The following is a 26,281-nucleotide window of genomic DNA, read 5'->3' on the forward strand; positions in this document are numbered from 1 at the left end:
TGCCGTAATCCGGCAGCGCGCGGCGCCCGCGCGCTAGACCGGATCCGACATATCGGCATCCTCAGGGTGTTCCCCGATCACCAGCTTGTCGCCGTCCTGCCGATGCGGCGGTACCTCGAGGTTGGTCGGCGCAGGCTGCGCCCGATAGACCCGACCGGCCATATCGTAGCGAGCCCCGTGACAGGGGCAGAAGAACCCGCCGAGCCAGTCGGCGTCGAAGTCCATCGGTTCGATCTCAGGGTAGTACGTGGGGATGCATCCCAGGTGGGTGCAGATCGGCACCACCACGAAGACCTCGGGGTCCACGGACCGGTGCTTGTTCCGGGCATACTCCGGCTGCTGATCCCGCTCGGAGTCCGGATCGCGCAGGCGGTCCACCATCTTGTCCAGCGTCTCCAGGTGCTCTTCGGTGCGGCTGACCACCCAGATCGGGCTGCCCTTCCACTCGAACTCAAGGCGCTGCCCCGGCTCGAGCTTGCTCACGTCGACCTCGATGGGCGCACCCTCCGCCTGCGCCTCGACGCTGGGGCGGAGAAAGCCGATGAACGGGACCGCGGCAAACACCGCGCCGACGCCACCGACCACGCTCGCCGCGCCGGTCAGGAACCGCCGTCGCCCACGATCCAGATCATCCGGTGCCTCGTTCGTCATGTAGACCCCCTGTTGCTACTTAATCCATTCATGCAACGGTATCGCCGGTTACGGCATAACGTAAAGGTTGCGGCGTGGAATGCAAGGCGCGGCCGTGCCCCGGCCTGCGGCATGTTACCGCATCGGCCAAGCTAGATGGGCCGTACACACCGCTTCCCCGGCCACCCCGACAGGCTTGCCTGCCTCCACCGTCGCGGTAGGCTGGACAATACTATACGCAGGAGACTCAATACGGGAGGGCGTCATGCGAATTCTCATCACCGGTGGCAGCGGCTTTGTCGGCAAGCCCCTGTGTGCCCGCCTCCACGAGCGCGGCCATGAGCTGCTGGTCGTCTCACGCAACCCCGAACGCGCCCGCGGCGCCCTGCCACCGCGCACCAACGTCCGCCCGAGTGTAGCCGACTTCGTCGACAGTCAGCCCGAGGCGATCATTAACCTGGCCGGCGAGTCGATCGCCGAGGGCCGCTGGACCGAGGCCAAAAAGCAACGCCTGCTCGACTCTCGGTTGACCATCACCCAGGCCCTGGTCGACCTGTGTGGACAGCTCGAAACCCCGCCCAAGGTCATGGTCTCGGCCTCGGCCATGGGGTACTACGGCGACCAGGGCGACCGCGAGGTCACCGAAGAGACCCCGCCCAACCCGGAATTCGTCCACGAGCTCTGCGCCCGCTGGGAGGAGACGGCGCGCCAGGCCGAGTCCCACGGCGTCCGCGTGGCGCTGATGCGCATCGGGCTGGTCCTCGACCGCGACGGCGGCACCCTGGCCAAGCTGCTGACGCCCTTCCGCCTCGGCCTGGGCGGGCCGCTGGGCAGCGGCAAGCAGTATATGCCGTGGATCCATCGCACCGACCTGGTGCGCATCATCCTCTTCCTGCTCGATCAGGAGGCACTCGCTGGCCCCTTCAACGCCGGTGCGCCGGAGCCAGTGACCAACGCCGAGTTCACCCGGACCCTGGCCCGGCACCTGCATCGCCCGGCCTTCCTGCCCGCCCCGGCCCCGGCCCTGCGCCTGGCCTTTGGCGAGATGTCCCGGATCCTGCTTACCGGCGCCCGCATGCGCCCGCAGCGCCTCCAGGAGGCCGGCTTCACCTTCGAATACCCCACCCTCGACGAGGCCCTGAGCGAGATCCTCCGCAAACGCTAAAGGCCGCGCTGCCTCCCGCCGGCGCCCCCGCTGAGGCAGCGGCGCCGGTGGGTGGCCCATTCCTTGCTTCCCCTGAGCAAAAGACACTCCACGACCGATTCACGAGGTGTACATGCCACTCCCGGTGCACCGACACGGCGCGAACCCTCGAAAGCGCCCCTCGGCTCTGGCGCTCCTTGGATTTGCCGTAGCATGGCTCTTTGCCGGTTCGGCCATCGCCGACGCCACGCGCATCGCCGTCGCCTCGGGTCTGCGTCACGCCATGAATGACCTGGTTGCGCAGTTTCAGGAACAGTACCCGGAACACCGCCTGGCGGTTTCCTACGGATCCTCGGGTTCGCTACGCACCCAGATCGCCAATGGCGCCCCCTTCTCCGCCTTCTTCGCTGCCGACATGGCACGCCCCGAGGCACTCGTCGACTCCGGCCACGCCGGTTCCGCGGTCCGCCACTACGCCAGCGGTCAGCTGGTCCTGTGGACCCGCAACCAGGGCGACGCCACCGAGCTGGCCGACCTGAAAGATCCAAGCTTTCGCCGCATCGCCATCGCCCATCCGGAGCACGCCCCCTACGGGGCCCGGGCGGTCGAAGCATTGCAGGCGGAAGGCGTCTACGAGGCCGTGGCGGACCGCTTGGTCACCGGCAACACGGTCACCCGCGCCCTGCAGCAGGCGCAAAGCGGCGCCGCGCAGGCTGCCCTGATTCCCCTCTCCTTGGCGATCCACCCCAACATCGCCGAACAGGGCCAATACACCCCCATTGACCCGGAACTGCACCATCCGCTCGAGCACGGCTACATCATCACCCGACGCGGCGCCGAGGATGAGGCTGTAGCCCGCTTCATGGAGTTCGTGGGTAGCACCGCGGGCCGCGAGACCCTCAGGGAACACGGTTTCCACCCGCCGGAGTAGCCCACCGGGACTGCGCAGAGGTACGGACCGCCCACGATGCTATGGATCAGTGAAGCCGACTGGATCGCCCTGCAGCTGACCTTAAAGCTGGCCTCCATCAGCACCGGTCTGCTGCTTCTGCTCTGCCTGCCGCTGGCCTGGTGGCTCGCCCGCACCGAGGGCCGCGCCAAGGTCTTCGTGGAAGCACTGGTGGCCATGCCCCTGGTCCTGCCGCCGACGGTCATCGGCTTCTACCTGCTGATCTTCCTGGGCCCAGCGGGGTGGCTCGGCGGCCTGCTCGAGCAGATCGGCGTCGGCCACCTGGCCTTTACGTTCACGGGCATGGTGATCGGCTCGATGATCTACTCCCTGCCGTTCGCGGTGCAGCCGATGCAGAACGCGTTCCAGGCCATGGGCGAACGCCCGCTGGAGGTGGCCGCTACGCTTCGCGCGTCGCCCCTGGATCGCTTCCTCACCGTGGTGGTCCCCCTGGCCCGCAACGGCTTCCTGACCGCCGCCGTGCTCTCCTTCGCCCACACCCTGGGCGAATTCGGCGTGCTCCTGATGATCGGCGGCAGCATCGCCGGGGAGACGGAGGTGGCGTCGATCGCCATCTACAACCACGTCGAAGCCATGGATTACGCCGCGGCCCACGGCCTCTCGCTGTTCCTGCTGCTGATGGCGTTCTCGCTGCTCCTGGCGGTCTACCTCCTGAACCGCCGTTTCAAGGTCGTGGGGATCGCCTGATGGGCATCGACGCGTCGTTCCGAGTGGACCGGGGCGAGTTCTGCCTCCAGGCCGACCTGACCCTCCCCGGCGCTGGGGTGACCACCCTGTTCGGCCGCTCCGGTTCGGGGAAGACCACCCTGCTGCGCTGCCTCGCCGGCCTGGAGCGCCTTCCTCACGGACGACTCACCGTCAACGGTGCCGTCTGGCAGGATGCCGATACCTTCCTGCCGGTCCACCGCCGGCCCATCGGCTACGTCTTCCAGGAACCGAGCCTCTTCCCGCATCTAAACGTGCGCGGCAATCTCCTCTATGGGCGACGCCGGACGCCGGCCGGAGACCGTCGCAGCGACTTCGCCGAGGTGACCCGTCTGCTCGGCCTAGAGGAACTCCTGGAGCGCTCGCCGGCCGCACTCTCCGGCGGCCAGCGCCAGCGCGTCTCCATCGGGCGCGCGCTGCTGACCGACCCCCATCTCCTGTTGATGGACGAGCCCCTGGCCTCGCTGGACGCCGCCACCAAGGCGGAGATCCTGCCGTACTTCGAACGCCTGCACGGCCATTTGCACATCCCCATCGTCTACGTCACCCACGCCCTCGACGAGGCCGCCCGACTGGCCGATCACATGGTGCTGCTCGAAGCCGGCCGTGTCCGCGCCGAGGGCCCCCTCCAGGACTTGCTGACCCGGACCGATCTGCCCCTTGCCCGCAGCGAGTACGCCTCGGCAGTGCTGGAGCTGCCCGTCGCGCGCCACCATCCGGCAGACCACCTTACGGAACTCGACGCCGGAGACGCGCCCCTGTACCTGCCGCGTCTGGACGCTGCCATCGGCGAGCGCGTCCGGGTCCGCATCCACGCCCGGGATGTGAGCCTCGCCCGCGAGCTGCCGACGCAGGTGAGCCTGCTCAACCGCCTGCCGGGGCGAGTGGCGGCCATTGACGACGACCCGACACCGAGCCACGCCCTGGTGCGTGTGGAGGTCGCCGGACAGGCGCTCCTGGCCCGCATCACCCGCCGCTCCTGCCAGGAGCTCGGACTGACCCCCGGGGTGTCCATCCACGCCATGGTCAAGGGCGTGGCGCTGCGCTGACGTTGCAGCACGCCAGCTGGCCACCATACTGAACCGGACGCCCCCATACGCGGCCACTCGCAGGAAGCCCAAACATGCCCGCCCGCCTGAGACGGCTGCTGCTCTGCCTGCACCGCTGGATCACCCTCGCCCTCGCCCCCTTGTTTCTGGTGATCATCCTCAGCGGCGGCCTGCTGGCGCTCGAACCGGTGGTCCGGGACCTGGCGGCATCGCCGGGCGCGGAGGAACCGATCCCGCTCGCGGAGCTGCAACGCTTCCTGGCCGAGGTCGACCCCCAGCAGCGCACCCGCGCCCTGACCCTGGAGCAGGGTGGGACCGCCGTGCTCGAACTCAGTCGTGCCGGGGAGCGCTGGCACGAGGCGTTCGACCTTGAACAGCGCACCTCCCTGGGCGAACGCGCCTACGGCGGTGCGTTCTTCCAGACCGTCCGACACCTGCACAAGGACCTGATGCTCGACCTGGCGGTGGTCGTCGAGGTCGCCAGCTACGCACTGATCCTGGTGCTGATCGCTGGCCCCTGGCTGGCCTGGCCCCGGCTGCGCCACAGCCTGACCCAGTGGCACACCTTGATCGGCTGGCTGACCCTGCCCCTGCTCCTGCTCGTCTCGATCACCGGCGTGCTGATGGCCCTGGAGCTCGGCACCCCCCGGCTGCCCCCGGTGGACCGCGACGCCGGACGCCTGGCCGTAGGCCCGGTCCTGCAACAACTCGAGGCCACCGAGACCACCCACGTCTACCGCATGGAACGCTTCGAGCGCGCTGCCTGGACGGTGGAGGTCGACGGCACCGCAGGCCACCGGCAGCTGATCGTCACCGCCGAGGGGATCACCCCGGTGGACGCCTACCCCGGCTGGGTCGCCGAGCTTCACCAGGGCACCTGGGCGGGCCCCTGGTCGGGACTCATCAACCTGCTGGCCGCCCTGGCCCTGCTGTTCCTGTTCATCAGCGGTGTCTGGCTCTGGGCACGCCGCTGGCTGGGCGGACGGCGCCGTGGTGACGCCGATGCGGATCTGCTCATCGCCTACGCCAGTCAGACGGGCACGGCGGCCCAACTGGCTGCGGAGACAGCGCGCGCGCTGCGCAGCGGCGGCGCCCGCATCGAAGAGGCCGCCCTGTCCGCCCTGGAGCCGAAGGCACTCGACGGCTATCGCTACACGCTGCTGATCGTCTCCACCTGTGGCGACGGGGACATGCCGGATACCGGACGCACCTTTCTGGCGGCCCTGGAAAGCTCGTCGTTGAACCGCACACGATTCGCACTGCTCGCCCTCGGCGACTCTAGTTACCGGCACTTCTGCGCCGCCGGGGAGAGCCTGCGCACCAGCCTGCGCCGTGCCGGGGCCGAAGAGGTTCTGCCCATGGCCCGAGCCGATGGCGCCCCGGAGGCCACCTGGCAGCTCTGGCTCGGCGAGGTGGCGGAACTGGTCGGCGTGCAGCCAGGCCAGACCAAACCGATCCCGGCCGATCAGCCCCTGCAGCTGACCCTGCGCCGGCGCGAACAGCTCAACGACCCGAACGACCCCATCACCCAGGAAGTTTGGGGGCTGACGCTGGAGAGCGACACCCCTCTGACCTACCGCCCCGGGGACCTCCTGCTGGTGCGCCCCGGCGAGGGTGAGCCGGCACGCCCCTACTCCATCGGTAGCACCCCGCTCGACGCCCCGCACCGGCTCGAACTGACCGTCGCCGTCACCAGCCGTACCGATGCACGGGGCAAAAACCGCCCCGGGAAGGCGTCCAGCCTCCTGGCGCAACGGCTTCAGCTAGGCGAAACCATCGCAACGTCCCTGCGCACCCACCGGCACATGCACCCACCAGACGACCCGCAGCAACCGATCATCCTGATCGCCGCCGGTTGCGGGATTGCCCCCTTCATCGGCTTCGTGGCCGAGCGCGCCGCCCAGAGCCAACGCGGCCCGGTCTGGCTGATCTTCGGCAACCGCCGCCGCCACGGTGACTTCTTCCACGCCGAGCGCCTGCAGCGGTGGCAGGCCCAGGGCGTGCTCACGCGGCTTGACCTGGCGTTCTCCCGAGACCCGGAGGACGGCGGCTACGTGCAAGACCGGATCGCGGACGCGCGGGCCATGCTGGTGGACTGGATGCTCCACCGCAACGCCCGGATCTACGCCTGTGGACGACGCAGCACCATCGGAACGGCAGTGCCAACCGCACTGACCGAGGCCCTGCGCCAGTGCGGTGCTCCGGCCTATCGTGACCAGGCCGAGGCGGTCGTGCGAGGCTGGCAAAGCGACGGCCGACTGCGCCTCGACGTGATCGACTGAGCCCATGGAACAACGCCCCCGCAGCCAGACCGCCGAGATCGCTGCCGCACTCCGTGTCTGGCACACCCGTCTCGACGACGCCCCGACGATCTTCGACGACCGGGCCGTACTCCCCCTCCTGAGCCCGCGGATGCGCCAGCTGGTGCAACCACCGCCCCCACTGCTGGCCATGCAGCTACGCACCATGGAGGGCATGCACCCGGAACTCGCCGCCCTGCGCGGTCAGACGGTCACCCGCGCCCGCTTCGCCGAGGACGCCCTGGACGCCGCCGTGGACCGGGGCCACCGCCAGATCGTGCTGCTCGGGGCGGGGCTGGACACCACCGCCCTCCGCCGCCCGGACCTCCTCGCCCGGACCACCCTGCTGGAGGTGGATCAGGCCCCCATGCAGTGGTGGAAGCGGGCCCATCTGCCCGCCAAGGTGGCCAACCGGATGCGATTCGTGGCGGTGGACTTCGCCCGCGACCGACTGGCCGAGCGCCTCCTGGACGCTCGAATCGATCCGCAGACTCCGCTGTTCGCCAACTGGATGGGCTGCACCTACTACCTGCCCCCGGAGGCCATCGGTGCCACGCTGCAAGGCCTGGCGGAGGTCGCGGCCCCGGGCAGCGAGCTGGTCGCCGATTACTGGCTGCCCGCCGGGGAGCTGTCGTGGCGGCCGCGTATGCTGTTGCGGGGGGTCGAGCTGGCCCTGAATACGCAGCAGGAGCCACTGCTCGGTCTGATACGGCCCGATACCCTGCACCGGCTGGCGGCGAACACCGGCTGGCAAGTACTCGAGGAACTGGACGCGCCCGCCCTCCGGGCACACTGGCTCTCTGAACGACGCGACTCGCTCTCGGTCCCCGCCTTCGCCCGCTGCCTGCGCCTGGTGCGCGACTGAGCTCGGCCCGTCATCGGCGCTCGCGCAGCAGCGGCTCCAGCTCCTCGATGGCCTGCTCCCAGTAGTCCACATCGGCGCGATACCAGTCACCCTCCGGCGTTCGGCAACTGGCGTACTGGAACGGAGGTGGCACCTGGGCAATCCGGAAACGCAGATCGGCGTAGATGGCGCAGGCATCGCCCTGGTGCACGACCACCTTGCGCAAATAGGGCAGCTGCGCGAAGCGCCGGAACTCGGCAAACTCCGGGCGCCACCATGCCGCCTCGGCGAACTCGCGCACTGCACCGTCGCCGAAGCGCGGCAGCCGCTCCCACTCCAGCGCCTCGGGCGGTCGGAACGACTGCCAGTGCCGGGTCAGCAGGCCGGCGGTCTCATCCACCGTCTGCTCGCCCGCCCCGAAACCCAGATGGGCCGACCAGTAGGCGTCGTCGCCCTCGATGAACAACCGCCAGTTCAAGGGAGATAACGGTTGGGGCATGGCGTGGACCCGGGCCCCGTGCATCCCGCGCTCCTCGGCGGCTAGCCGCGCATGCTCGAGGGCGTGCACATGGGCCACCGACTGGACCGCGATCACGGCGCCGGCGGCCGCCAGCCCCAACGCCGCCCAGAGCCGCCCACCGTAGCGCCAGGTCAACAGCAGCCCGAGCAGGAGCGCGCCCGTGATCCACGGATCGAGGATGAAGGTCACCGGGAAGGCGAAGGTCTCTCGAGAGAACGGGGCGAGCAGTTGGGTCCCGTAGTTGGTGATCCAGTCACCGAAGATGTGAATCCCGGTGCCCAGGGCGAAGATGAGCGCCCCATCGCGCCAGTCCCGTTGCCCCGGCCACAGACGCGCCACCACCCAGCCCAGCAGAAGCGCCCAGAATGGGAGCAGCAGCAGTGAATGCGTCTCGCCCCGATGGAGGTTGTAGTAGACCAGGGAGTCGGCGATCACCAGCCCCAGGAACCAGTCGATATCCGGGAACAGGGCCGCCCCGGCGCCGATCCAGGTGCGTTCGCGGAGGGAAAAGCGTGGCGCCCCGCAGTCGCGCGGCGCCACCACCCGGTTGATCAGTGCGCCGCTGGCCGCATGGGTGACAGGATCCATCACTCCAAGATGCCAGCCCGGCGATTTCAAACACAAATGAATGCTTTATCCTAGCGGACCCATGCACCACCCGGGGCATACAGAGCAGCCTATGGGCAGCGGCCAACGCCTGGAGAGCCTCGATGCCGTCCGCGGGGCGGCAGTGCTGGGTATCCTGGTCATCAACATCCAGCTCTTCGCCATGCCGGTGGCCGGGCTGTTGAGCCCGACCCTGCTCGGCGGTTTCGAGGGCTGGGACTACGTCGTCTGGGCCATCGGCCACGTCTTCTTCGAGGGCAAGTTCATCGCCCTCTTCGCCGCCCTGTTCGGCGCCGGCGCCGTCCTGCTCGCCGAACGCCACCGGGCGGCCGGCATCAACCCCTGGGTGGTCCACCGCCGGCGCATGCTCGCCCTCGGCGCCATCGGCCTGGCCCACGGCACCCTGTTGTGGATGGGGGATATCCTGTTCATCTACGCCGCGATGGGGCTGCTCGCCTTCCTGTTCATCGACCGCACGCCGCGTGCGCTCCTGGCCTGGGGGGCCGCGCTCTACGCCCTGCCCATCCTGCTGACCATGGCCGCCGGCTGGGGGCTGACCCTGCTGCCCACCGCCGGCTTCATCAAGCTCGCCTCCGCCTCGCCGCCCGTCCACGAGGAGATCACCGCGGCCATCGAGGCCTATCAGGGCGGATGGCTGACGCAGATGGAGCAGCGCCTCCCCGAGGCCCTCACCCGCTATCTGGTCGGCACCCCGGCACGCCTGGGCTGGCTGACCCTCGGCTGCATGCTGATCGGCATGGCCGCGTACAAGAACGGCTTCCTCACCGGCGCCTGGAGCTCCCGGGCCTACGCGCGGGTGGTGGGCTACGGCCTGGGCATCGGCGTCCCGATGAGCATCGTCGGGATCGCTTACCGCGAGTGGCGCGACTGGGAATTGCTCAGCGGCTTCTTCTTCAGCACCCAGCTCAATCAGCTGGCGGTGCCCTTCGTCGCCGCAGGGTGGGCCGCCCTGATCATCCTCGCCTTCCAACGCGGCTGGCTCGGACGCCTGCACTGGCCGTTGACCGCCGTAGGACGGACAGCCTTGAGTGGTTACCTGCTACAGTCGGTGCTGTGTACCCTGGTCTTCTACGGCCACGGGCTGGGGCTGTACGGCGAGATGGGGCGGCCGACCCAGCTGCTGGTGGTACTCGGCGTCTGGCTGGTCCTGCTGATCGCCGCACCCCTGTGGCTGCGCGCCTTCCGCATGGGACCGGCGGAATGGCTCCTCCGCCAGGCCACACAGCTGCCGAGACCGGCGCCACCATGCCCCCCGGTCCCCCCGCCGCGCAGCCCCGACGCCGGCTGAACGACCCCGTGCCCCCACACCCCGGAGGTGGCCCATGAAGGTAACCATCGAGGTCGATCTGACCCCCCAGGAGGCCCAGGAACTGATGAGTGGCTCGGCCGAATCGGCCCTGGCCTTCCAGCAGCAGTTCCTCGAGGCGGTCTCCCAGGAGGTGGCCCGCCAGCTCACCCGGCAGTGGGAGCAGTGGCCGCGGCCTCCGTGGGCCCCCGGGACGGGCTCGCACACGGAGTAAGGCCGCTCTCGTGGAGGGCACGCAGGGAGAGGTCGGCTGCCAGGACGCCCTGGACCGCGCCGAAGGGGTCCAGCAATGGCACGCCGACGGTAAAGCAGTAATCGCGGCTCGCAGCCGAACGGTAGAGCGGGGTCACAAACGTCCGGCCGTCCTGCACGGCCCGCTGAAACCAGCTGCGCGCCGACCAGTCCTGCCCCAGGCCACTCTCGCCGTAAGCAACCTCGAATCCATCCCGGGCGATGTTCTCGGTGATCTGCCGCCCATGGCGGTCTGTTGCGTAGAACAGTTCCAGCGACGGTGAATCCCGCAATGCCTGCCGCATGGCCTGCTCCATTGCGGCGCGTTCCAACCTGTCCTGTTCCTGAAACCGGCGGGCCGCCGCCTCCACCGATTCGCGGGCGCGGCGATGCACATCCAGACGAAAGACGCCGATGGCGTCCAGGGCCCCGGCGCTCAACGACTCCAGGCGATCGCTGAGCTGTTGCACCCCCTCGGCCCGACCATCCATGTCTTGGGCGATCTGCGCCACCTCCTGGATATCACTGCTGACGGACTGGGCCGTGGTCGCCATCTGCTCCGTTGCGCTGGCCACGGCTCGCACCCCGTCGCCAAGTTGCCCCACCGCCTCCCGAGCCTCCTTGAGGTGGTCCCGGGTCGCACGCACCTGATCCAGGCCGGCTCCCATGTCTTCGCGCACCTGTTCGACCTGTTCCACCGTCTGCTGCACGCCACCCTGCACCTGATCGAGCAGTTTCTGCACCCGATCCGTCGCCTCACTGGTCTGCTCTGCCAGGCTGCGCACCTCCTCCGCCACCACCGCAAACCCTGCACCGGCGGCACCGGCTCGGGCCGCCTCGATGGCCGCATTCAACGCCAGGAGATTGGTTCTCTTGGCGATGGAGTCGATGATCTCGACCACCTCGCTGATCTCGTACGCCCCACTGCTGAGCGCTGCTGTCGTCTCAGCAAGTTGACCGACGCCCTCTCCGATGGCCTCGACGCGCTGGTGTGCAGCCTCACCGTATTGATCACACTCGGCCGCCGTCCGGTGCACCTTCTCCCCGAGCTCAGCGATCTGTTGACTGTTCGGGGCCAATTCCTGCTCAAGCGTCACCGCCATCTGCTCGCTCGCACTCGCAATACTACCGGCCGTGGTCGCCAGCGCGCCGCTGTGTTCCCGGGTTTGCCGAGCGTTCGCGGCCAACTCCGGCACCGCCTCGGCCATGGCGACCGTCGCTTCGCTGGCCCGCCCGATCTCCTCCTGCAGCTTGCCCACGAACCGATCCATGGGCTCGGCCACCACGGGCTCAACACCGTGCTCACAAAAGCTCAGGGTCAGATCCCAGTCCCGCTCGGTCTGCTCTTCCAGAAGGCTCGCCAGACGGTCGCGGGCGCTACTGCGAGGGCTGAAGGTCGGAAGAAACGCCATGAGGACTCCCGTGTTGTCGTTTGCCTGTCCTTGCGCGGCAAGTATCGTTCCAGCACACGATTCACCGACCCGTCTGGGCAAAGCCCCACCGTTACGGCGCTTGCGCACAATCGTTGTGCATCGATCAAACCCCACGGCACATCTGTGGTGCAGACAGGGACGGCGGGATCCGCGGAAACACACTCAATTGAGGAGACACGCGCCTCGAAAGCGGGCACGGTTCCTGCTTATCTGACCAGCAGCTCGGCCCCATCGCGGACGGGCAGGACGAACGACGCAACTGAATAAAGGACGTCTATGCCTCGCCCTTCGGATCAATGGTTCGATTACCGCCTCGAAAGCGCCTTCCAGCCGATCCTCAGCCTCAGCCACCGCCGCATTGTCGGCTACGAGGCCCTGCTACGCGGCAGATGCTCGACCACCGGGGCGCTGCTCCCTCCTGCCCGGGTCTTTGAGGCGGCCAACACACTCGAGCATCTGCACCAGCTCGAGCAACAGAGCCAGGCTGTGCATATCGCCAACTTCCAACGGTGCGGCGACCCCGAAGCGCCGCCGAAGTGGCTGTTCCTGAACGTCAGCCCGGAGACCGTCGCCGACAACGCCTATCGTGACCTACTGCCGGAGGCACTCCGCTTCGGGGGGGTGCGGCAGCACCAGATCGTCGTGGAGTTGCTCGAAACCCCCGGCAACGAGACCACCCTGGCCGAGGCGGTGGATTACTTCCGGGGCCTGGGCTGCCTGGTCGCCCTCGACGACTTCGGCACCGGCTACTCGAATTTTGAACGCCTGTGGGCGCTTGAGCCCGATCTGGTCAAACTGGATCGCTCACTGATCCAGGGCGCCGCAGAGGCGCTCAACAGCAAACGCCGCATCCTCAGCAACCTGGTTGCCTTGATCCACGAGGCCGGGAGTCTGGTGGTCCTCGAGGGGGTCGAGAGCGAAGAGCAAGCGATGATCGCCCTGGATGCCGATATCGACCTGGTCCAGGGATTTTACTTCGCGCTGCCGACTCTGGACTCCCATGCTCCGGCGGAGCGCGGCCTGGCGCAGGTGCATCAGGTGACCGAACGCTTCACCGAGGAGACCCTTACCGCAGTCAACCGGGAGCAAATCACCCTGCAACCGTACGAGCAGACCTTCCTGCGGGCGGCAACCCGGCTGGACCGGGGCCATGGTCTGCGCGAGAGTTGTGCCGATCTCATGGCCCTGCGGGGCGTTCAGCGCTGCTTCGTCCTCAATCAACGCGGTGAACAAGTCGGGGAACACCTGCTGCCCGCCGGGCTGAAAGCCGATGCCCCGGTGACGACCGACCCCCGCCACGCTCCGCTCGTGGACACCCGTGGCGGCACTTGGTCGAGGCGACCGTACTTCCGCGATGCCCTGCTCGCCCCCCGGCGGCTGAAGATCTCTCGCCCCTACTTGTCCAGCACGGGCCGACACGTCTGCATCACCCTCTCGATCGCCACGCGCTCCCACGACGACGGCCATTACTACGTGCTCTGCTGCGACGTCGCATGGTACCCGGGCGGCGCCCCCGAAAAAGCGCCTTGCGAAGGAACCTCCCGGGCCGCAGCGCCGAGTCCGTGATCCCCCTCGGGTGCGAGTCTTCCACTCGTTCCCACGATCATCGCCGCGCCACCCGAGGCCCTTGGTGGTCGGTACCGGAGCCCAACGGATGCTCGCTGTCGGCCTTTTCAGCCTTGCGCTCCTGCAGGCGCTGATACCAGAGGCTGTCGCGGTGGCTGTCCACCTCCAGCTGCTGGCGCAGTTGCTCCACGAGTTGACTCGTCTCGTCGGACAACGTGCCGTAGCGCTCCTGCCACTGCTCCAGTGTCTCGCGGAAACGGCCGTAGGCCTCCAGCGGGTCGCTGGGCCGCTCGGCCGTCTGCTCATCGACCCGCTCGGCCTGGGCGCGGGCGCTCGCCGTAAGCGCCCCGCCGCTCTGGCGGTCGGCATAATCCACCAACAACGCCGCCTCGCGCCGGCGCAGGGGGCGCCCCTGTTCGACCACCCGCTCGCGATAGACCCGACACGGCCGGCTGTGCAGGCACGCCTCGCGGACCCCGAGCAGATCCTGCGCACGATCCGCCAGCTCATCCCGCTCGGCCTCCAGTTTGCGCAGTTCCTGGCCCCGGGCCAACGTCCAGGCGGCGAACGCCAGCCCGCCGGCCAGCACGCCAACGGCCAGCGCCCCCCAGGCGAGCACCGGCACGCCCGGCGGTGCCAACCACGCCGCGAAGACGATCCCCAGGAGCACCAACGGCACGGCGATCAGGGCGGCGCGGGCCTGACGCTCCAGAGGCTGATGCTCGGGCTCACGGTCCGAGGCGAGACGACGGAAGGTATCCAGCAGGGTCCGGTCCCGCACCCGGGCCAGGAACCGATTCATGTCGTGGAGTTCGGGCGGGGTAGCCCGCTCGATGAGTTCGTCGTGGAAGAGCTGCGGCGGTTTTCGAGGCACCCGGACCTCCACGGCACAGGCTCCGCCCCGGATCGGCGGGTACCGATGGATCCCCGGGCGGGAGAGAGGGATCCCCCAAGGTCACCGGCGCCGGTTCAGCGCTCCGAACCCGCGCCGGATCACCGTTGGGAGGCTACTCGGCGGTGCGCTCCGCCTCGGTGGCGTCCTCACCGCGGGCGTGCTCGGCGTTCTGCCCCTCCGCCTGCACGACCTCGGCGGACTCGTCTTGATCCTCGGTCCGGCGATTGACCTCGCGGACGTAGTTGCGCTGCGCATTGACCATGCATCCGAACATTGTCCTATCCCCTTTATTGGCTGCCCCGGCCGATAGATCAGCACAGCTGGCTCCCCATTTCAAACGGTTGAGCGTCTCTTTCAGCGCCTCTATATTCCATCATTACACACGCATACATCAGGAGGGCCGCATGCCGACCTACGATTACCGCTGTCCCAGCAATGGCGCCCGACTCGAGGTCCGCCACGGCATCGAAGAGCAGGTCACGACCTGGGGGGAACTCTGCCGCCTTGCCGGTCAGGGGCCCGGGGACACGCCGGAAGACGCCCCGGTCGAGCGTCTGATCACCGGCACCGGCTATATCAGCAGCGGGAATCGCTCCGAGCCGGAGCCGGCGGGGGGATGCTGCGGGGGGGTGTGCGGCCTCTAGGCTTCTCAGCACAAGGGCCTCGCGCCCCGCCTCACCGGCGACCGGCCGCCACTTAACCGAACGCTATCCAGCACCGGCCCGCGCCGATCTGAATCGGGGCGCTCCAATCTGGTGTGCTCTTCGGCTCCCCAAAACGATTCGAAGACGGGGGGTTAAGCACTAGAACGACAACCGCGATCCATCGCGACGCGCTGAATGACCCGCTTGACGGCAAGCCAATTGTATTCCATTCTATTTATCTATTGTTTAGTTGTATATCCGTGGAAGAAACCCACTCCACCAGAAAACGCCTCAAGGCTGGATCGGGCCCGACGACGCACCGCGAGCCCTAAGCCGCAAGGCTGACCACCTTGTGAATAGGAGGAACAATGAGTGAGCTGTCACTGACCTGGCTCCAGGATGCCTATCCAATCCGCAGCCTCGAGCTGCCCAAGGGCGCCCCGGGCCTGAGCTCTGCCGATGATCTGTTGGCGAAGCTGCGCAGTCGGGTTGAAGCCGACGAACGCGTCGCCTACATCGCCACCTTCGACCACTACGAACACACCGCTAGCCTGCCCGATGGTGAAATCGCCGCAGGCATTCACGACGCCAAGAACTTGGTGTTCTGCGTTGGCCGGCGCCTCCCCATGGCCTTGGCCCCTGCCGTTCGCCCCCGCTCGATCGGGGTGGTGACGTTGGACGACCGCTTTGTCGTCAGCTTCATGGAGTCACCGATGCCTCTGGCCAACGAAATCATGACCCAGTGGCTCCACGAACTCGCCGAGGAGGTGAAGGCCGAGGCCTAGACCGCCCGAGCCACCGACTCAGCGATCCACAATCGCAACGCCGCCAGGGAGTAACTACCCCATGTGGTCCATCCTCTACGCCCTTCAGAAGCGACTGACCTGGGCCATACCGGCCATGCTCGCGCTGGGTTTCCTCTACGGCGCTCTCCTGCCGGAAGAGCCGCTGCGCTGGCTGATCCTGCCGCTGACGTTCCTGATGGTCTACCCGATGATGGTCACCCTGCGCGTATCCCACCTGACCGGGTGGGATGACCTGCGCGCGCAGCTTCTGACCCAGGGCGTCAACTTTGCAGTCATCCCCTTCATCGCTTTCGGTCTGGGGCTGCTGTTCTTCGCGGATCAGCCCTATATGGCGCTCGGGCTCCTGCTGGCCGGCCTGGTGCCGACCAGCGGCATGACCATCTCCTGGACGGGCTTCGCGGGCGGCAACCTCGCCGCAGCGGTGAAGATGACGGTCCTCGGCCTGCTGATCGGGGCGCTGGCGACCCCCTTCTATGTCGAGGCCCTTCTGGGCGCCCAGATCGACGTGGACTTCTGGGCCATCGCCCAACAGGTGCTCGTGATCGTTGTCCTGCCCCTTGTCCTCGGCCTACTCACCCAGCGCGCACTGGTGCGCCGCTTCGGTCAGGAAGACTTCCGCAATCGCTGGGCGTTTCGCTTCCCGGCACTCTCCACACTGGGCGTGCTGGGCATCGTCTTCATCGCCATGGCCCTCAACGCGGAGACGATCCTCGCGGCGCCCGAGCAATTGCTCTACATCCTGATTCCCGTCGCCCTGCTCTACGCCATCAACTTCCCGCTCAGCACGGCGCTGGGCAAGGCACTCCTGCCCCGCGGTGACGCCATCGCCCTGGTCTACGGCACGGTGATGCGCAACCTCTCCATTGCCCTGGCGATCGCCATGAACGCATTCGGTGCCGAGGGCGCCAACGCCGCTCTGGTGGTGGCCATCGCCTTCGTCATCCAGGTCCAGGCCGCCGCCTGGTACGTGCGGGTCACCCGGCGTGTCTTTGGCCCGCCCGACGACGAGGTGCGCGAGGCCCGTCGGTCGGATACGGCCGAGTCTGCCGACAACGGCGGCGCTCAGGGGAGCGTCGGGTCGGAAACCGGAGCAGAGAGCGAGTCGGGCTCCCGGCGGCCCTCGGGCTGACAGCCCAACCCCGCCGCCGGGCAGGCCGCAACACCGCCGACCCCTTCCAGCGCATGCGCGGTCCCGAGGCAACCCCCGGGCTCGGCTATCGGTACCGCGCTGAACAGGCGTATGGCTGAGTCCTCAGGGGTCGGCGCGGCCATCCCGATCGGTGGTATCGCGCAGGTACTCGGCCAGCCTTTCGTAGCCGGCATCGTCAGCCTCTTCGATGGCATCCCGCTCGTGAACAGCATCCGCGAGTTCGGGGTCGGCCCCGCCCTCGACCAACCGCTCCGCAAGGTCTCGCTCGCCCTTCCGGGCGGCCAGATGCAGCGCGCTGAGTCCTGTCTCGTCCTTTGCAGCCGGATCCGCGCCGCGGTCTAACAACCAATTGGCCATCTCCGTATGCCCATGCTGAATTGCCCGCATCAGTGCGGTTGTACCGCATGGCTCTTCCACATCGATGTCCCCACCGAGCAGCAACCACATTCGAGCCATACCGAGGTTCCCTTCGTACGCCGCGGCAACAAGCGGAGTGCGGCCATGCGCGTCGCGGGCTTCCGGATCCGGGATCGCGCGAACCAGCGCGATGACCACCAGCACCAGGACCAGCACCCGAAAGGGATGATCTGCGATTTGCTGCTGTATCCACCTCACGATGCTCGATCTCCATCCTCGGTCTCATATCAACTGTGTCCATGTATCTGTTGCTCCGGCGGGAGCGTGGGCAACGTACCCCGGAAGTATCGGCGCACTGCCTCTTCCGGATCCGTCACGCTGGTGGCGACCGCTTCCACACCGTGGCGTTCCATCCGCGCCACAAAATTAGGGCCCATGCTCGCAGCGATGACGACGTCGTATGCGTAGATCGGATGTCCCGGCGCATTCCCCCAGTGGTGCAGCGTATGATCCTTAGGCAGTTCCAGACGATCGATCAATCGGGGTTCGCCACCGGACCCAGCTTCGTAGATCAAAAACCGGCGCGTACGCCCTGCATGAGGAGTCACGGTACGCTGGTTCTGACTTGCGACGGCTATACGCAAGGGACATTCCTCCTTAGCACCGACACAACCAATCCTGGGCCTTTGGCGCCCATCCCAGTAGGTTACAGCCCACCTGGTTTACTATCGATCTATTGAAAATATTTATGTTGAAAATAGAAGTCAAACCTGGGCGCTACCACCCGAACCGTCGGAAAGCACACGCGCCGGCGACAGCCCTTGACGCATAAATGGGAATCGTTACTATCCGCACTATTGTTCTATCCCTACATGGAGTGTTCGATGAAACGCCTCGCACTCTTCTTCGCCGGCCTGCTCGGACTCCCGATGGTCGCCACCGGCACCCCGGCCACCGACTCGCAAGAGATCCGGGTTGGCCTGCCCCCCGATCCGAATGCGGTACCGCTGTTCATCCTTGAGCAGCGCCAGGACGATCTGCTCCCCGACTTCGAGCTCGAACTCGTCCGCAACCCCGCGGGCGATCCGTCGGCGATGCGCGCCATGGTGCAGGACGGCCGCATCGATTTCGCCTTCTTCAACCTCATCGGCGGCGTCCGCTTCGTCGAGGGCGGCCTCGAACAGCTTGAGCTCGTGGCCCCGTGGGTCTGGCAGGGCATCTACCTGCTCACCCCGGCGGATCGCAGCGAGCCTGAGAAAGCGGACGGCCGCCAGGTCTTCGCGGCTCCCGGCGTCTCAACACCGCCCCATGTGGTTACCGAACGGGCCCTTGGCGCACGGGGCATCGAACCGGAGTTCGCCAGCACCGGGGCCGGCATGGCGCTGCTGGCCCAGGCCCGTCACCCACAGCGCGCCCCCGCAGGCATTGCCGCCCCAGAGCCGCTGGTCAGCCTGATCCTGCACCGCCAGGAGGCTGAAGATTGGGAGCAACAGTGGGCCATCGGCCTCGATCCCGCCGAGGATCTGGAGGATCAGCTCGACGTTCGCGTGCCGCTGGGTGCCATCTGGTCCGTCGGGGATCAGGCGAACCAAGAACAGCGGGAGGCCCTGATGGACGGTGTGGAAGCGGCGACCGCCTGGCTGACGGACCCCGAGAACCAGGAAGAGGCTGCCGAGATGGCCGCCCAGCGCTTCGATACCTTCTTCGATATGCCTATCCCGGAGGCGGCACTGTTGCGCATGCTCCGTACCGAGCGCGTGACGTGGGAGCCAGCCGACGATCAACCAACCCGTAAGGCCGTCGATACCTACCTCCGCGAGGTATTCGACATCGAGCCACCCGATGGGGTGCTGTCACAATGAGCCGGCGGCGCGTCTGGTCCAGCTGGCCGCCGTGGGCTGGACTGCTCGGTGTCGTCGCCCTATGGATGGCCGCCGCCCACCAGGTTCCGGACTCCATCCTGCCGGACCCCTGGGTGGTCACCCTGGAACTGGGTGGCACCCTCCACTCCGGCGACCACTGGGCGAACACCGGGGTCACCCTGCGCAATGTTGTGGTCAGCTTCTTGCTCTCGCTGCTTGGCGGCGTCGCATTGGGGCTCTGGGCGGCACGCTCACCTACCCTGCAAAGGGCCCTGCACCCGATCATCGTCCTGATCGAGGCAGCCCCTCACATCGCCTGGCTGGTCCTCGCCGTCCTCTGGCTGGGCATCGGGGTCGGTCCGCCAGTGCTGGTGGGTGTCAGTATGGCCCTGCCGCTGATCTACATGGCCACCAGCCACGGGATCGCGCAGATCGATCGGGGCATCATGGACATGGCCCACATCTATCAGCTCGGCTGGTACAAGCGCCTGACCCACATCCTGCTCCCGCACCTGGCGCTGACCCTCGCCGGAGCCGCGTCGGGGGCGTTATCGGTCAGCTGGCGTGCCGTGATCATGGCCGAGGCCTTCGCCAGCGATGCGGGTCTGGGGCAGTCCCTCTGGGGCAGCTACCTCTACGGCGAGGTCACAGCCGTGTACGCCCAAGTCCTGTGGATTGTGCTCCTCGGCCTAGCGCTGGAGTACCTGCTGATCCACCCCGGTCGACAACTCATCGAGCGACGCCTTCAACATGTCTGACGGTACCCACCCCATGCAGCTCATGCATCACGCCCCCCCATGCACGCACCAACCCGTGGTCGCCCTGGACGGCATCAGTCGCATCTTCGCGGGTGGCGGCGGGCTATCCCCGGTCGATCTGGCCGTCTCCCCCGGAGAGGTGGTCGGCGTCACCGGTGCCAGCGGCTGCGGCAAATCCACCCTCCTGCGCCTGATCGCCGGGCGCGAGACCGCGAGCAGCGGCGCCATCGAACGGCATTACAGCCGCCTCGGCATGGTCTTCCAGGAACCCACCCTCCTGCCCTGGCTCACCGTCCAGGGGAATGTGGAACTGGTCCTGAGCCCATCCGAGCGACCGCGCGCGCGAGAGGCGCTGCATCACGTGGGACTCGAATCGGCAGCGAGCCAATACCCGGCGCAGCTCTCCGGCGGCATGCGGCAACGGGTTGGCATCGCCCGGGCGCTGGCCGGACACCCGGACCTGCTCCTGATGGACGAACCCTTCTCCAGCCTCGATTACATCAACCGGGCCGAGCTGCTTGAACTGGTGCGGGAACGGGTGCTGGGTGCCGGTGTGGCTGTGATCTTCGTCAGCCACGACGTCCGCGAGATCGTCCAGCTCTGCCACCGCATCCTGGTGATCGGCGGCACACCGGGGCGGGTTCAGGCCGAGCTACACCACCCGGCTCCGGCGCACGGCCCGCAACGCCGTCCCGGCGCCCTGGCGAACCTGGAGGAGCGCGTCCTCGCCGCTATCCGCGGCCATTCCGAAGCGAGATGTAGCTGCTCGTAATTGGCGGAGAGGGAGGGATTCGAACCCCCGGAGGGCGCATGCCCTCACCCGATTTCAAGTCGGGTGCTTTCGACCGCTCAGCCACCTCTCCTCGCCGCGCGATGTTACCGCACGGCGGGCAGACGCACCAACCGAGTCGATCTCAAAGGCCGCGCAGAACCGCCGGGCGCGGTCACCGTTGATCCCCCGGGAGGGGGTACTGCATCTCCAGGGTGTTTCCGGCCGGGCCGGATCGATAGCGAACGTGCCACATCAGCCCGCGGATGATGCCGATCCCCCGCCCCCCTTCGGCGCAGTCCGCGCCGCTTCGCACGTCCACCGAAGCCGGCTCGGTGGTCATCGGCCACCCTTGGTCGTGCACCTGCAGCACCAGCCAGTCGGCCCGCTGGTGGACCGTCACGCGGACCACACGGCTCGGGCAGTTGCCGCAGGCGTGGATGATGGCGTTGTTGATCGCCTCGCACAGGGCCAACTCCACCGCCCCGGCGGCCTCCTCGCCCAGGCCGATCTGCTGGGCCAGCCGCTCCCACGCCCGGCACGCCTCGGCGACCCGACGCAGCTCGGCGTTCAGCTCCAGCTCCAGGAGCGTGTTGGACTGCACCCCTCATTCCGCCAGGGCAGCGACGGCCTGCTCGGCGTCGGCGTACATGGGGAAAACGCGCTGATCGAGCCGGGTAACGCGAAACAACTGCACCACCTTGGGGGCGTGAACGCCGGCCAGGACCACGGAGCCTGCGGGGTCGATGTTCTTGCGCAGCGACAGCAGCGCGGAGAGGCCGCTGGAATCGATGAAGCTGACCCGGCTTAGGTCCACCACCATTCGCGTAACACCGAGATCCACTGCTTCCAGTGCGGCCCGTTTGAAGGCCGGCGCCTCGCTGGCGTCGAGGCGATCGACGTCCACCTGGAGGACAGCCACACCGTCCCGGTCCGCGCATGTATAGGCCATCGTGCCACTCCTTTCTAATCGCCCTCTAAGCCGTGCGCCCGGTCACCCTCAGGCACGCAAAGGTGATGTCGTCTTCCGGCGGTTGCTGACTGTGCTCTACCATCATTCGCTGCACCCCGCGGATAACCCCATCACTCGGGCAACCGCGCCAGTCCCGCAGCACCACCTCCAACCGCGCGCTGGACAGGTGGGCGCCCACCGCATCCTCCAGGTCCACCAGGCCGTCCGTGTAGATGAACAGCAGGTCTCCTTCCGCAACCGCAACACGGCCCTCTTCATACCGGCCCCAGCCGCCGATGCCCACCGGCAATCCGCCCGCTTCCAATGGGATGCTTCCGCCGCGCTGTCGGATCAGCAGACCGGGCGGGTGACCCGCATTAGCGTAACGGATCTCTCGCGCGGCGGGATCGTAGACGAGGACGATCAGGGTGAAAAACTTGTCGAACCGCTCCAGCGGATACTCCGCATCCAGGGCATCCAACAACGCCGCCGGTGATACCTGCCGGCGCTCGGCCACCCACTGGCGAATCGACTGCGCCACCGAGAATGACACCAGCGCCGCGGATACTCCGTGGCCACTGACGTCCAGCATATAGAGCACGAGCCGCCCATCTTCCAGCGGGATGGTAACGAAGAGATCCCCCCCGAGCCCTGCACTTGGCCGGTAGTACCAGTCCAACGCATACCCGGCCCCTGGCGGCGGCGCGGATGGCAGCAGGCTCTGCTGGATCCGCGACGCCACACGCAGGTCTTCCTCGATCCGCTGCTGCTGCGCTTCGAGCTGACGGTAATTGGCCGCCAGCAGGTCGGAGCGGACCTTAAGCTTGACGTGCGCCCCCACCCGGGCCCGCACCACGGCGCTGTTGAACGGCTTGGTGATGTAGTCCACCGCGCCGCGGGCCAGACCATCGGCCTCATCCTCCCAGTCGCCCCGGGCGGAGATGAAGATGACCGGGACACCCCGCGTACGCGGCTCACCCTGCAGGGCATCGAGGACGTCGTACCCGCTGATCCCCGGCATGGTGATATCCAGCAGGACGAGGTCGGGCAGGCGCTCACGGGCGACGATATCCAGGGCCTGTTCACCACTCCGGGCGACCAGGACGCGGTAGGCATCGCCGAGCAACCGCCCGAGCAACTCCAGGTTGATCGGCTCATCGTCCACGACCAGGACGATGGGGCGACCGCTGACCTCGTCCGCGCTGGGATCCATGAAGCGCCCCTCCTCCGATCCGGACCTTGGCTTAGTCGGTTTCCTGGGCGGCCATGACTGTTACGATACAGATACACAGGACTTGGCGGGAATGCCATGCCGACACCGAGAAAGGGAATGGTCGGGCTGTTGCTGGCGGTCGTCATCGGCGTCAGCACCGCCATCTACCTCCGCATCCACCCCGATATCGTCCACTTCCGGCTCGCCGAGTGGCTCGATCACCTCGACCGCGGCGCGGTGGCCACCGATCACCTTGAGCGCAGCATCGCGGCGGGGCTGGATCACCCGGACCGGCTGCGCGAGGCGACCCTCACCCTGCTCGGACGCGATGAGGCCGAGCCGGCCTTCGTCGGCGCATGGCGCCTGAATCAGAGCGACGCCCTGGACCCCGGGACACGCTCGGCCTTCGCCGGACACTTCGATCGCCTCGGCCAACCCGAACGTGCCCTGGCGCTTTACGAGTCGAACGACGGACTCGGCCCCGCCGGGATCATGCACCACGCCTCGCTACTGGACCGCGCCGGACAGCCCGAAGCCGCCATGACACGCTATCGGGAACTGCTCCGGGAGCTGCCCGCGGAGCGGGTCGACACGGGCCAGAGCACGAAACCGGAAGACCTGGCAGACCCCGAAACCACCCAGGCCCGGCTGGAACTGGCCCGCCTGCTGGCCGAGCGCGGGCGGCACGACGAAGCGATCACCGAGTACCGGAGGGTCCTCGACGACCAACCGGAACATCAGACCGCCCGGCTCGGCCTGGCCCGCACCCTCTTCTGGGCCGGCGACACCGAACGGGCCGCTGCCGAGATCGACGGCCTCGAGACCACCGACCTGGAGCCGCAGGACCGGCTCATGCTGGCCGACCTGCAGCTCAGCCGTGGCGGCTACGAAAGGGCCATCGACCTCTACCGGGATTATCTGGAGGGCCACCCGGACGACCAGGAGACCCGGTACAAGAAGGCGCTGGCCCTGGCCTGGTCGGCCCGTTACGACGCCGCCATCGAGGCCTTTGACCAGGTTCTCCAGGCTCGACCACACGACCGGCAGCTGATGCGCCAGTTCGCTCAGGTTCTGACCTGGGCCGATCAACCCGACCGCGCCATCGAGCTCCTGCAGAAAAGCCTGGAGGACTAGTTTGGGGGGTGCCACGCAACGGATGGCCATCGGCATCGCCGCCGGCGCAGTGCTACTCGCCGGCGTCATGCCCCTAAGACAAGCCGCGGCGCAACCGCCGCCGATCCCCCCTGCGGAGGGGAGCCTGGTGGCTGCGCACGAGTACATCAGCGACCGGGGCGCCCGCCACCAGCTGGCCCGGTTGCTCTCCTATCAGCCACAGCGGCGCGCCGAGGCCCTGTGGCACTACCGGCGGCTTCTGGAGGACACACCGCACGACCCCGCGCTGGTCACCGAGACCGCCGAGGTGCTCCAGTGGATGGGCGAGGAGGCAGCCGCCGTCGACCTGCTGACCTCCCTGCCCGCGGGCACTGAGCAAACGCGCGCGGGCCTGCTCTTGCAAGCCCGGGTGGAACGCTCGCTGGGGCGGGCCGGCCGCGCCCGAGCCATTCTCGAGGGGCTGCGCCCCCTCGAGGGCCGCACCGAGCAGCTCCTCGACGCGGCAGCCCTCACCGACTCCGGCGCCCTCCACGGCGCCGAGGCTGTCGTCCGCGGGCTACTCGCCGAATCCCCCGACGACCCCGGCCTCCGGCTGCAACTCGGCGATCTCCTTCAGGCCCAGGGCCGGATCTACGCCGCCGAGCACCACTACGCCCGGCTGCTCGCCGACACCCCGGACCAGACACTGGCCGCGGAGCGCCTCCGGCGCCTGCCCCACCGTGGTCCGGCCGAGCCCGCCGACACCCCGGAACCGATCGCGCCCCAAGAGGCGCCGGCCGCACCGCAGACCGCACGGGATCACCTGGCGACTGCGGAACAGGCCCTGCAGGGCGGCGACATCGCGTCGGCCGAGCAGGCCGTCCGCCGCGCCCTGGAACTCGAGCCGGAACTCACCCGTGCGGACTACCTGCTGGCGGAAGTGCTCATCGCCCGCAACGCCCTCGCCGAGGCCGAGGAGCAGCTCCAGCAGGTCGCCACGCGCTTCCCGGACGCCACCGAAGCCCGCCTGAACCTGGCGCGGCTGGCGTCCTGGCAGGGTGACTACGACCGCGCCCTGGACCACTACGACGCCCTCGCCGCTGAGCACCCGACGGACCCGACTTTCCCCTTGGAGGCGGCCCGGCTCGCCGGTTGGGCCGGGGAGCCCGACCAGGCGCGAGAGCGCTACGCAACGCTGCTGACGCTTCTTCAGGCCGAGCCGCCCGCCGCGACCAGCACCCCGGGGCCACTTACCGCCGCGCCCCCCGGGCCGGCACTGCCAACACCGACGGACCCGGCCTACCCCGCCGCCGCCGAACACCGCGCCGTCCACCAGGAGGCCCGGGCCAAGGCTCTGGTCCACGACCGCCATCCCCGGACCGCCCTGACGGTGCTCCAGCGCGCCGCAGAGTTCCAGCCCCACAATCTCGAGACGGCCTTCGACCAGGCCCAGATCGAGTGCACCCTGGGGCTGTGCGGCGCCGAACAGGCCACCTATGAGCGGGTTCTGGACGCCGTCCCCAACCACCCCCAGGCTGCACGCCAGCAGGCCCTGCTCAAACGCCAGCGGGGTCCTCGGGCCGGTCTCCACGCCGACTACCGCAACGAGTCCGGGCGTGATGCCGAGATGGAAACCATCGGCTATGGGGTCCACGGCAGCCTGCCCGTGGCCACACGCGCCCGGGGCCACGTCTCAGTGGACCGGTGGCGCTACCGGTTCGACCCGGACCCCGACGAGGACATCGACGAGGCCCGGGGCAACCGGGTGCACGGCACCCTCAGCGGGGTGGCCAGTACCCAACTGCGCTGGCGGACCGAACTCGCCTACACCCGCTTCGACGACCCCGACGTCAAGGACTCGATTGAGGGTCGAGCCGAGATGGATTACCACGTGAGTGATCGCTTACGGACCCGGGGCGGGATCGCCCAGGAGCGGGTCCTGCGTAACCCCAAGACCGCCAGCGAGCGCATCAATCGGCGCCTCGCCGAGGCCGAGCTGGACTACTACGCCGACCGCCGCGTGGATCTGGGCGCCACGGCGCGCACCGCCCACTACTCCGACGGCAACCGCGGCCTCCTCCTGCAGTTCCAGCCGCAGGTGCGGGTGACCGAGCACCCGCGCCAGCTGACCGCCGGCGCCACCTTCCAGTACCGCGATACGCAAGACGAAGAGGACCTGTACTGGACGCCCCAGGACTACCTCGCCGCCGGCCCGTTCCTGGAGTGGCATCACGACCTGGCGCGGGTTTTCGGGTGCCGGGCGCTCGACCATTACTACCGGGTCCGCCTCTCGGCATACCGGGACAGCGAGCACAACACCGGCACCCGCCTGGCAGCCGCCTACGCCTGGGACGCCGGCGACCATCTGCGGTTATCCGCCGACGCCTTCATCGAACGATCCAGTGAGTGGGACGCCGAGGGCCTCCACGTGAACGCCACCTGGCATTTCCACTGACCA

Annotated in this window: 27 protein-coding genes and 1 tRNA gene; 17 read left to right on the plus strand and 11 right to left on the minus strand. The window is 68.1% G+C overall.

The genetic code is table 11. The annotated features are described in order from the left end of the window. Positions 1-33: 33 nt before the first annotated feature. Positions 34-651, minus strand: coding sequence for a ubiquinol-cytochrome c reductase iron-sulfur subunit (gene petA, locus HHAL_RS00950; RefSeq protein ID WP_011812999.1), 618 nt, complete (start codon positions 649-651; stop codon positions 34-36). Positions 652-895: 244 nt separating this feature from the next. Between petA and HHAL_RS00955 the strand changes: the two genes are divergently transcribed. The 6 genes from HHAL_RS00955 (at position 896) to HHAL_RS00980 (ending at position 7,663) form a co-directional block, all read left to right on the plus strand. After that, positions 896-1,795 carry a TIGR01777 family oxidoreductase gene (locus tag HHAL_RS00955; RefSeq protein ID WP_011813000.1) on the plus strand — a complete coding sequence of 300 codons (900 nt, stop codon included), beginning with the start codon at positions 896-898 and terminating at the stop codon, positions 1,793-1,795. A 112-nt stretch (positions 1,796-1,907) separates the two neighbouring features. Beyond that, on the plus strand, positions 1,908-2,705 hold the full coding sequence (modA, locus tag HHAL_RS00960; protein WP_011813001.1) for a molybdate ABC transporter substrate-binding protein: 798 nt from the start codon (positions 1,908-1,910) through the stop codon (positions 2,703-2,705). A 36-nt stretch (positions 2,706-2,741) separates the two neighbouring features. Next, on the plus strand, positions 2,742-3,431 hold the full coding sequence (gene modB / locus HHAL_RS00965; RefSeq protein ID WP_011813002.1) for a molybdate ABC transporter permease subunit: 690 nt from the start codon (positions 2,742-2,744) through the stop codon (positions 3,429-3,431). After that, a complete protein-coding gene (modC, locus tag HHAL_RS00970; protein WP_011813003.1) occupies positions 3,431-4,498 on the plus strand; it encodes a molybdenum ABC transporter ATP-binding protein in 1,068 nt (355 codons plus the stop codon). Before modB ends, modC begins: the two co-directional genes overlap by 1 nt. A 74-nt stretch (positions 4,499-4,572) precedes the next feature. Then, entirely contained in the window at positions 4,573-6,780 is a 2,208-nt protein-coding gene (locus tag HHAL_RS00975) for a PepSY domain-containing protein (RefSeq protein WP_011813004.1), read from the plus strand. Between the two features lie 4 nt (positions 6,781-6,784). Then, positions 6,785-7,663, plus strand: a complete 879-nt coding sequence (locus HHAL_RS00980; protein WP_011813005.1) for a class I SAM-dependent methyltransferase — start codon at positions 6,785-6,787, stop codon at positions 7,661-7,663. Between the two features lie 10 nt (positions 7,664-7,673). Here HHAL_RS00980 and HHAL_RS00985 read toward each other — a convergent pair whose 3' ends face one another. Then, entirely contained in the window at positions 7,674-8,750 is a 1,077-nt protein-coding gene (locus tag HHAL_RS00985) for a metal-dependent hydrolase (protein WP_011813006.1), read from the minus strand. A 91-nt stretch (positions 8,751-8,841) separates the two neighbouring features. Here HHAL_RS00985 and HHAL_RS00990 point away from each other — a divergent pair, with 91 nt between their 5' ends. Together HHAL_RS00990 and HHAL_RS00995 are read left to right on the plus strand one after the other, a co-directional pair. Next, positions 8,842-10,077, plus strand: a complete 1,236-nt coding sequence (locus HHAL_RS00990) for a DUF418 domain-containing protein (protein ID WP_049751344.1) — start codon at positions 8,842-8,844, stop codon at positions 10,075-10,077. Between the two features lie 34 nt (positions 10,078-10,111). Next, a complete protein-coding gene (locus tag HHAL_RS00995) occupies positions 10,112-10,309 on the plus strand; it encodes a hypothetical protein (RefSeq protein ID WP_041594989.1) in 198 nt (65 codons plus the stop codon). On the opposite strand, the gene HHAL_RS01000 is transcribed toward HHAL_RS00995, so the two are convergent. Further along, positions 10,242-11,738, minus strand: a complete 1,497-nt coding sequence (locus tag HHAL_RS01000; RefSeq protein WP_011813008.1) for a methyl-accepting chemotaxis protein — start codon at positions 11,736-11,738, stop codon at positions 10,242-10,244. The two genes, HHAL_RS00995 and HHAL_RS01000, sit on opposite strands and share 68 nt — an antisense overlap. A 297-nt stretch (positions 11,739-12,035) precedes the next feature. Here HHAL_RS01000 and HHAL_RS01005 point away from each other — a divergent pair, with 297 nt between their 5' ends. Then, positions 12,036-13,325: a sensor domain-containing phosphodiesterase gene (locus tag HHAL_RS01005; protein WP_011813009.1), complete on the plus strand. Its 1,290-nt coding sequence runs from the start codon at positions 12,036-12,038 to the stop codon at positions 13,323-13,325. Positions 13,326-13,362: 37 nt separating this feature from the next. On the opposite strand, the gene HHAL_RS01010 is transcribed toward HHAL_RS01005, so the two are convergent. Both HHAL_RS01010 and HHAL_RS13385 read right to left on the minus strand, forming a co-directional pair. Next, entirely contained in the window at positions 13,363-14,211 is an 849-nt protein-coding gene (locus HHAL_RS01010; RefSeq protein ID WP_011813010.1) for a hypothetical protein, read from the minus strand. Positions 14,212-14,332: 121 nt separating this feature from the next. Beyond that, on the minus strand, positions 14,333-14,494 hold the full coding sequence (locus tag HHAL_RS13385; RefSeq protein WP_011813011.1) for a hypothetical protein: 162 nt from the start codon (positions 14,492-14,494) through the stop codon (positions 14,333-14,335). Between the two features lie 130 nt (positions 14,495-14,624). On the opposite strand from HHAL_RS13385, the gene HHAL_RS01015 reads away from it, so the two are divergent. From HHAL_RS01015 to HHAL_RS01025, 3 genes are all read left to right on the plus strand, one after another. Next, positions 14,625-14,864 (plus strand): FmdB family zinc ribbon protein, encoded by a 240-nt coding sequence (locus HHAL_RS01015; RefSeq protein WP_011813012.1) that lies wholly within the window; start codon positions 14,625-14,627, stop codon positions 14,862-14,864. Positions 14,865-15,232: 368 nt separating this feature from the next. Then, positions 15,233-15,649, plus strand: coding sequence for a DUF6858 family protein (locus tag HHAL_RS01020; RefSeq protein ID WP_011813013.1), 417 nt, complete (start codon positions 15,233-15,235; stop codon positions 15,647-15,649). A 61-nt stretch (positions 15,650-15,710) separates the two neighbouring features. Beyond that, positions 15,711-16,799, plus strand: coding sequence for an arsenic resistance protein (locus HHAL_RS01025; protein WP_011813014.1), 1,089 nt, complete (start codon positions 15,711-15,713; stop codon positions 16,797-16,799). A gap of 123 nt (positions 16,800-16,922) precedes the next feature. Here HHAL_RS01025 and HHAL_RS01030 read toward each other — a convergent pair whose 3' ends face one another. Together HHAL_RS01030 and HHAL_RS12825 are read right to left on the minus strand one after the other, a co-directional pair. Next, positions 16,923-17,435: an ankyrin repeat domain-containing protein gene (locus HHAL_RS01030; protein ID WP_011813015.1), complete on the minus strand. Its 513-nt coding sequence runs from the start codon at positions 17,433-17,435 to the stop codon at positions 16,923-16,925. A gap of 29 nt (positions 17,436-17,464) precedes the next feature. After that, positions 17,465-17,785, minus strand: coding sequence for a NifB/NifX family molybdenum-iron cluster-binding protein (locus HHAL_RS12825; RefSeq protein WP_244857321.1), 321 nt, complete (start codon positions 17,783-17,785; stop codon positions 17,465-17,467). Positions 17,786-18,061: 276 nt separating this feature from the next. Between HHAL_RS12825 and HHAL_RS01035 the strand changes: the two genes are divergently transcribed. Genes HHAL_RS01035 through HHAL_RS01045 form a run of 3 tightly spaced genes read left to right on the plus strand, consistent with a single transcriptional unit; the run spans position 18,062 to position 20,569 of the window. Continuing rightward, complete coding sequence (locus tag HHAL_RS01035; protein ID WP_011813017.1) at positions 18,062-19,039, plus strand: substrate-binding domain-containing protein; 978 nt, start codon at positions 18,062-18,064, stop codon at positions 19,037-19,039. Beyond that, entirely contained in the window at positions 19,036-19,797 is a 762-nt protein-coding gene (locus HHAL_RS12415) for an ABC transporter permease (RefSeq protein WP_011813018.1), read from the plus strand. The genes HHAL_RS01035 and HHAL_RS12415 overlap by 4 nt, the downstream gene beginning before the upstream one ends. Then, complete coding sequence (locus tag HHAL_RS01045) at positions 19,790-20,569, plus strand: ABC transporter ATP-binding protein (RefSeq protein ID WP_011813019.1); 780 nt, start codon at positions 19,790-19,792, stop codon at positions 20,567-20,569. Before HHAL_RS12415 ends, HHAL_RS01045 begins: the two co-directional genes overlap by 8 nt. 1 nt (position 20,570) lies before the next feature. On the opposite strand, the gene HHAL_RS01050 is transcribed toward HHAL_RS01045, so the two are convergent. From HHAL_RS01050 to HHAL_RS01065, 4 genes are all read right to left on the minus strand, one after another. Beyond that, a tRNA-Ser gene (locus HHAL_RS01050) sits at positions 20,571-20,660 on the minus strand. 81 nt (positions 20,661-20,741) lie between these two features. Then, on the minus strand, positions 20,742-21,170 hold the full coding sequence (locus HHAL_RS01055; protein WP_011813020.1) for an ATP-binding protein: 429 nt from the start codon (positions 21,168-21,170) through the stop codon (positions 20,742-20,744). 3 nt (positions 21,171-21,173) lie between these two features. Next, entirely contained in the window at positions 21,174-21,518 is a 345-nt protein-coding gene (locus HHAL_RS01060; RefSeq protein WP_011813021.1) for an STAS domain-containing protein, read from the minus strand. 25 nt (positions 21,519-21,543) lie between these two features. Further along, on the minus strand, positions 21,544-22,731 hold the full coding sequence (locus tag HHAL_RS01065; RefSeq protein WP_011813022.1) for a PP2C family protein-serine/threonine phosphatase: 1,188 nt from the start codon (positions 22,729-22,731) through the stop codon (positions 21,544-21,546). A 96-nt stretch (positions 22,732-22,827) separates the two neighbouring features. Here HHAL_RS01065 and HHAL_RS01070 point away from each other — a divergent pair, with 96 nt between their 5' ends. Together HHAL_RS01070 and HHAL_RS01075 are read left to right on the plus strand one after the other, a co-directional pair. After that, positions 22,828-23,865 (plus strand): tetratricopeptide repeat protein, encoded by a 1,038-nt coding sequence (locus HHAL_RS01070; protein ID WP_011813023.1) that lies wholly within the window; start codon positions 22,828-22,830, stop codon positions 23,863-23,865. A gap of 22 nt (positions 23,866-23,887) precedes the next feature. Further along, on the plus strand, positions 23,888-26,278 hold the full coding sequence (locus HHAL_RS01075; RefSeq protein ID WP_011813024.1) for a tetratricopeptide repeat protein: 2,391 nt from the start codon (positions 23,888-23,890) through the stop codon (positions 26,276-26,278). Positions 26,279-26,281: the final 3 nt, after the last annotated feature.

The sequence above is a fragment of the Halorhodospira halophila SL1 genome, from assembly GCF_000015585.1.
Classification (GTDB): Bacteria; Pseudomonadota; Gammaproteobacteria; order Nitrococcales; family Halorhodospiraceae; genus Halorhodospira; species Halorhodospira halophila.

Excerpts from the sequence above, each read along its gene's own strand:
- petA (WP_011812999.1), bottom strand. The coding sequence starts at position 651 with ATGACGAACGAGGCACCGGATGATCTGGATCGTGGGCGACGGCGGTTC.
- HHAL_RS00955 (WP_011813000.1), top strand. The coding sequence starts at position 896 with ATGCGAATTCTCATCACCGGTGGCAGCGGCTTTGTCGGCAAGCCCCTG.
- modA (WP_011813001.1), top strand. The coding sequence starts at position 1,908 with ATGCCACTCCCGGTGCACCGACACGGCGCGAACCCTCGAAAGCGCCCC.
- modB (WP_011813002.1), top strand. The coding sequence starts at position 2,742 with ATGCTATGGATCAGTGAAGCCGACTGGATCGCCCTGCAGCTGACCTTA.
- modC (WP_011813003.1), top strand. The coding sequence starts at position 3,431 with ATGGGCATCGACGCGTCGTTCCGAGTGGACCGGGGCGAGTTCTGCCTC.
- HHAL_RS00975 (WP_011813004.1), top strand. The coding sequence starts at position 4,573 with ATGCCCGCCCGCCTGAGACGGCTGCTGCTCTGCCTGCACCGCTGGATC.
- HHAL_RS00980 (WP_011813005.1), top strand. The coding sequence starts at position 6,785 with ATGGAACAACGCCCCCGCAGCCAGACCGCCGAGATCGCTGCCGCACTC.
- HHAL_RS00985 (WP_011813006.1), bottom strand. The coding sequence starts at position 8,750 with ATGGATCCTGTCACCCATGCGGCCAGCGGCGCACTGATCAACCGGGTG.
- HHAL_RS00990 (WP_049751344.1), top strand. The coding sequence starts at position 8,842 with ATGGGCAGCGGCCAACGCCTGGAGAGCCTCGATGCCGTCCGCGGGGCG.
- HHAL_RS00995 (WP_041594989.1), top strand. The coding sequence starts at position 10,112 with ATGAAGGTAACCATCGAGGTCGATCTGACCCCCCAGGAGGCCCAGGAA.
- HHAL_RS01000 (WP_011813008.1), bottom strand. The coding sequence starts at position 11,738 with ATGGCGTTTCTTCCGACCTTCAGCCCTCGCAGTAGCGCCCGCGACCGT.
- HHAL_RS01005 (WP_011813009.1), top strand. The coding sequence starts at position 12,036 with ATGCCTCGCCCTTCGGATCAATGGTTCGATTACCGCCTCGAAAGCGCC.
- HHAL_RS13385 (WP_011813011.1), bottom strand. The coding sequence starts at position 14,494 with ATGTTCGGATGCATGGTCAATGCGCAGCGCAACTACGTCCGCGAGGTC.
- HHAL_RS01015 (WP_011813012.1), top strand. The coding sequence starts at position 14,625 with ATGCCGACCTACGATTACCGCTGTCCCAGCAATGGCGCCCGACTCGAG.
- HHAL_RS01020 (WP_011813013.1), top strand. The coding sequence starts at position 15,233 with ATGAGTGAGCTGTCACTGACCTGGCTCCAGGATGCCTATCCAATCCGC.
- HHAL_RS01025 (WP_011813014.1), top strand. The coding sequence starts at position 15,711 with ATGTGGTCCATCCTCTACGCCCTTCAGAAGCGACTGACCTGGGCCATA.
- HHAL_RS01035 (WP_011813017.1), top strand. The coding sequence starts at position 18,062 with ATGAAACGCCTCGCACTCTTCTTCGCCGGCCTGCTCGGACTCCCGATG.
- HHAL_RS12415 (WP_011813018.1), top strand. The coding sequence starts at position 19,036 with ATGAGCCGGCGGCGCGTCTGGTCCAGCTGGCCGCCGTGGGCTGGACTG.
- HHAL_RS01045 (WP_011813019.1), top strand. The coding sequence starts at position 19,790 with ATGTCTGACGGTACCCACCCCATGCAGCTCATGCATCACGCCCCCCCA.
- HHAL_RS01060 (WP_011813021.1), bottom strand. The coding sequence starts at position 21,518 with ATGGCCTATACATGCGCGGACCGGGACGGTGTGGCTGTCCTCCAGGTG.
- HHAL_RS01065 (WP_011813022.1), bottom strand. The coding sequence starts at position 22,731 with ATGGATCCCAGCGCGGACGAGGTCAGCGGTCGCCCCATCGTCCTGGTC.
- HHAL_RS01070 (WP_011813023.1), top strand. The coding sequence starts at position 22,828 with ATGCCGACACCGAGAAAGGGAATGGTCGGGCTGTTGCTGGCGGTCGTC.
- HHAL_RS01075 (WP_011813024.1), top strand. The coding sequence starts at position 23,888 with ATGGCCATCGGCATCGCCGCCGGCGCAGTGCTACTCGCCGGCGTCATG.